The organism is Aestuariivirga sp. (assembly GCF_037139295.1).
Classification (GTDB): domain Bacteria; phylum Pseudomonadota; class Alphaproteobacteria; order Rhizobiales; family Aestuariivirgaceae; genus Aestuariivirga.
This window is the reverse complement of sequence record NZ_JBAXGR010000205.1, coordinates 1-3,339: the sequence shown is the minus strand read 5'-3', so window position 1 is coordinate 3,339 and position 3,339 is coordinate 1. Positions and strand designations below refer to the sequence as shown.

The 3,339-nt window shown below is 60.9% G+C and carries 5 protein-coding genes; 1 reads left to right on the top strand and 4 read right to left on the bottom strand.

Annotated features, from left to right (window positions below; all coding sequences use genetic code 11):
* Nucleotides 1-157 precede the first annotated feature (157 nt).
* On the top strand, nucleotides 158-460 hold the full coding sequence (locus tag WCJ41_RS20820) for a hypothetical protein (protein WP_336907755.1): 303 nt from the start codon (nucleotides 158-160) through the stop codon (nucleotides 458-460).
* A gap of 94 nt (nucleotides 461-554) precedes the next feature.
* Here WCJ41_RS20820 and WCJ41_RS20815 read toward each other — a convergent pair whose 3' ends face one another.
* The 4 genes from WCJ41_RS20815 to WCJ41_RS20800 form a co-directional block, all read right to left on the bottom strand.
* Nucleotides 555-881 carry a UBP-type zinc finger domain-containing protein gene (locus WCJ41_RS20815; protein WP_336907754.1) on the bottom strand — a complete coding sequence of 109 codons (327 nt, stop codon included), beginning with the start codon at nucleotides 879-881 and terminating at the stop codon, nucleotides 555-557.
* A 141-nt stretch (nucleotides 882-1,022) separates the two neighbouring features.
* On the bottom strand, nucleotides 1,023-1,925 hold the full coding sequence (locus tag WCJ41_RS20810; RefSeq protein ID WP_336907753.1) for a hypothetical protein: 903 nt from the start codon (nucleotides 1,923-1,925) through the stop codon (nucleotides 1,023-1,025).
* Nucleotides 1,926-2,002: 77 nt separating this feature from the next.
* Nucleotides 2,003-2,902 carry an MBL fold metallo-hydrolase gene (locus tag WCJ41_RS20805; protein WP_336907752.1) on the bottom strand — a complete coding sequence of 300 codons (900 nt, stop codon included), beginning with the start codon at nucleotides 2,900-2,902 and terminating at the stop codon, nucleotides 2,003-2,005.
* The coding region (locus WCJ41_RS20800; RefSeq protein WP_336907751.1) for a hypothetical protein at nucleotides 2,899-3,339 on the bottom strand (441 nt) is incomplete at its 5' end. The genes WCJ41_RS20805 and WCJ41_RS20800, both read right to left, overlap by 4 nt.

Sequence of the window (3,339 nt, the reverse complement as noted above, 5' to 3'; positions counted from 1 at the left end):
CTATCCGTCGGTCCTGACATAGCCCGAGTCGGTGGGGGCATGACGCTCACGGCACTATGCACCCTTACCGGCGACGGATACTGTGGCGATGATCCGCAGGACCGCGTGTGTGGTGTCTGAGCGCTGGCGGCCTGACTAAGTGTGTGAGGAGACGGCAGTGGCATACGCAATCTCCCACTTCTGGCCAGGCGGCACTGAGGAGCAATACGAACGCGAGATCAGGCTTGTGCACCCGGCTGATGGCAGTTTGCCTGCTGGCCAGCTGTTCCATGCAGCGGGCGTTGCTGACGGCGGCATCTATATTTTTGCGATCCAGGAATCCAAGCAGAGCTGGGAAGACTTCCGGGACAACGTCCTCATGCCCATTGCCTCGCAGGTGGTTGATGGATTCCCGGCGCCTCCCGTTGAGCGCGACGCCGAGTTGTTCCACGTGTGGCCCAGCCACATCCTGGGCGGCTGACAACTGCCCGGGCGGCTGACAACTTCCTAGCGTGTCAGCCTGCGCTCGCCTCGTGCGAGACCTTGCAGCCCAGCGAGTTTCTCGGCTTTCCCCGCTAGTCGTCGAGCGGGAGCAGGAACAGTTCCTCGGGGTAGCACCATGCCCAACTCTCTCCCGGTTCAACCGAGCGAAGGAGCGGATGACCGCCAGCCTTCCAGTGCGCCGTTGAATGTTGGCGCGGTGAGTTGTCGCAGCAGCGGATGCGCCCGCACGTAAGGCATTCCCGCAGATGGACCCACTCTGAACCTTCACGTAGGCAGTCTTCACAACCCGCGATGGTCGACGTCGCAATGGGGACGATTGCCTCGACGTGCCCGCACTGCTGGTCTAAAGGAGCTCCGCTATTCGGGTCGACCACTTGCCAACGGATCAGTTCATTCATGCGAATCTCCGAGTCGAGGTCGAGAGCTCTGGCTGCTTGGGGTTGGCCCTGATCTACCAACTCGCATCGGTATCCCTTGCTCTACGGCTCGGCTGTCTAGATCCGAGCCCAACGCAACTAGGCCGCGCCCGGGCCGCTGACTCAGCCTTGGGCGCGGCGCCGGATGGCAACCAAGCCGATGGCAATCGTTGCGGCGACCGAAGCGGCACCCCATAGGACCCAACTGAACGATGTCCCGAAAGTGTCGGAGCCGACGGGGTCTAAGACTCCTGGGACCGTGCTCAATGCGTTGAGGACCATGGCTAGCGCACCGATAATGATCGCGGGCCGTCCCAGTGACAACGACAGGTGTTCGATGTGGGAAATAACCGCTACTGCGATGACCAAACTTCCGAGGGAAAACAGGATCCAAGACAGACGAATGGCTGGCCCGCCACCTCCGATGAGGATCAGAGAAGAGATCCCCGCGAGCAGAAATCCAAGTGCGCCGGTTACTAGGCTTAGGAATGAGGCATGGACGGTGGTGGCGTAGTCCTCGACCGCGTAACTTCCGGTATTGCCTGAGGCTAGATGTGCTGTAAGCCGTGCCTCTTTGCGCATCGCGGCCAGTGCCAGGCTTGCTGCAGCGAAGATCGAGGACGCGGCCCACATGCCGTTGTACCAGTTGACCCAGCCCGTGTTGTTGACCCACGTCGAATCAATGGCGAACGGTACATCAGCAACGCCCATTGCAACCGCAGCGACGATTCCGCAGATTACTGAGGCCCGGCCAAGCCGGTTGGACAGGTGCTCGATGTGCGCGATGATCGCGATCGCCACGAGAACCCAGCCCCCGGCATGCAGGGCCCAGCCTAATGAAGATCCCTCACCAGGGGAGATGAGCGTGCCGACCGCTACGCCCAACATGCCCACGGTGCCACACGCCAAAGCAAAGAAGGAAGCGTGAATAGTTGTTCGCTCGATGTCACTTACGGCAGCTTGGGTAGACACGTCAGGCTCATCTCTCATAGTCGCCGACAAAGTCCCGACGTTGATCTTCACCATATGGCGCGTGCGTCTACCAGCTTGCCGCGCCGCGCCGCTCTACCTCGCCCGACAGCGGCCGCGACGCTTGGTAGTACCTACTTCGGCGCCTGCGGCGAGTAGCCCCAAGGCACCGTGATGGAGAAGTCTCCGAAGAACGCCTCGTGGGCCTTGTCACCGAAACAGTCGATAGCTTCGCGGAACGGCGCTTCACCTCCGAGTATGAGTTCGGCGGCGCGTGCGATCTCAGTGATGGTTTCCGGGTACCACTGGTAGCGAGCTCCGTGCGCGCTGAACACACGATCGACGTTAGGCACGACTTCGGCGGCGAGTCGCGCAACTGATGTGCTGAATGCATCGATGTCAGAGTCGTCGAAGTGGACGTAGATGGGACCAGAGTCAACGGTGTCACCGGTAAACAGCAGGCGGCGGTCGTTGTCAATGAGACAAATGCAATCGCGGGTGTGGCCAGGTGTATGCATGACGGTCAGGGTGCGATCGCCGAGGTTGAGTGTGTCGCCGTCGCGAAGGAGTTGCGTGGGCACGGTGGGTAGGGTGCGCCAACCTCGGCGGGCCAGATCCTCCGGCAGCGGGCGCATCTGCATCTCTGTGCCCAGTACCTGAAACCAGTCAGCGTCGATGGCCCGAAACTCCAGATATTTCTCTAATAGTTCTGTGGCGAAATCGATATACCGCGGGAACCATTCAGGCGGTGGGCCCTGCTCGAGGGCCGCGGCGCCGGCCTCGTGGATCGCGATGTCCTCGAACAAATGGTTTCCGCCGGCGTGGTCGAAGTGATAGTGGCTGTTAACCACAAGGATCGGGAGATCGGTGATTGTTTCGGCCGCGACCCGGATGTTCTCGATGCCCATCCCGGTGTCGAAGAGGACCGCCCGCTCGGAGCCGAGGATGAGGTAACTGTTGACGTGCATGGGTTCGCCGATCAGGTACGTCTGCTCCTGAAGGCGTTGCACGGCGAACCAATCGCTTTGGCTCACTGGGCGACCTTCGCGGCTGCCCGTTGGTCAGGCATGCTGCACAGCAGCCAATAGACCAAAGCACCCATGAGGAAGCCCCCTATTGCGCTGATATCGCCGCCGTTTAGCCAGTTTGCTGAGATCGTGCCACGGAAATATGGCGTGTTTGACGTGAGAGCCGAGAAGGCCATGCCGATGACGAGTGCCGCGACTCCTCTCCATCGATACCCGGCCGTGAACCAGTACCGGCCCCCAACCTGGAAGAGTTCGTGACCCTTGTACCAACCACGGGTACGCGCAAGTTCGACGACGAACACACCGAAGAACGGCGCGTACCAGTAGATCGACCAGAGCAGGAAGTTTTCGAGGACGGTCAAAAAGTTGGTCGCGATGAGGACGCCGAGGGGCCGCTGCCGATGGACCTGGGCGGCACAGCGTCGACGCAGCAGATTGAGACT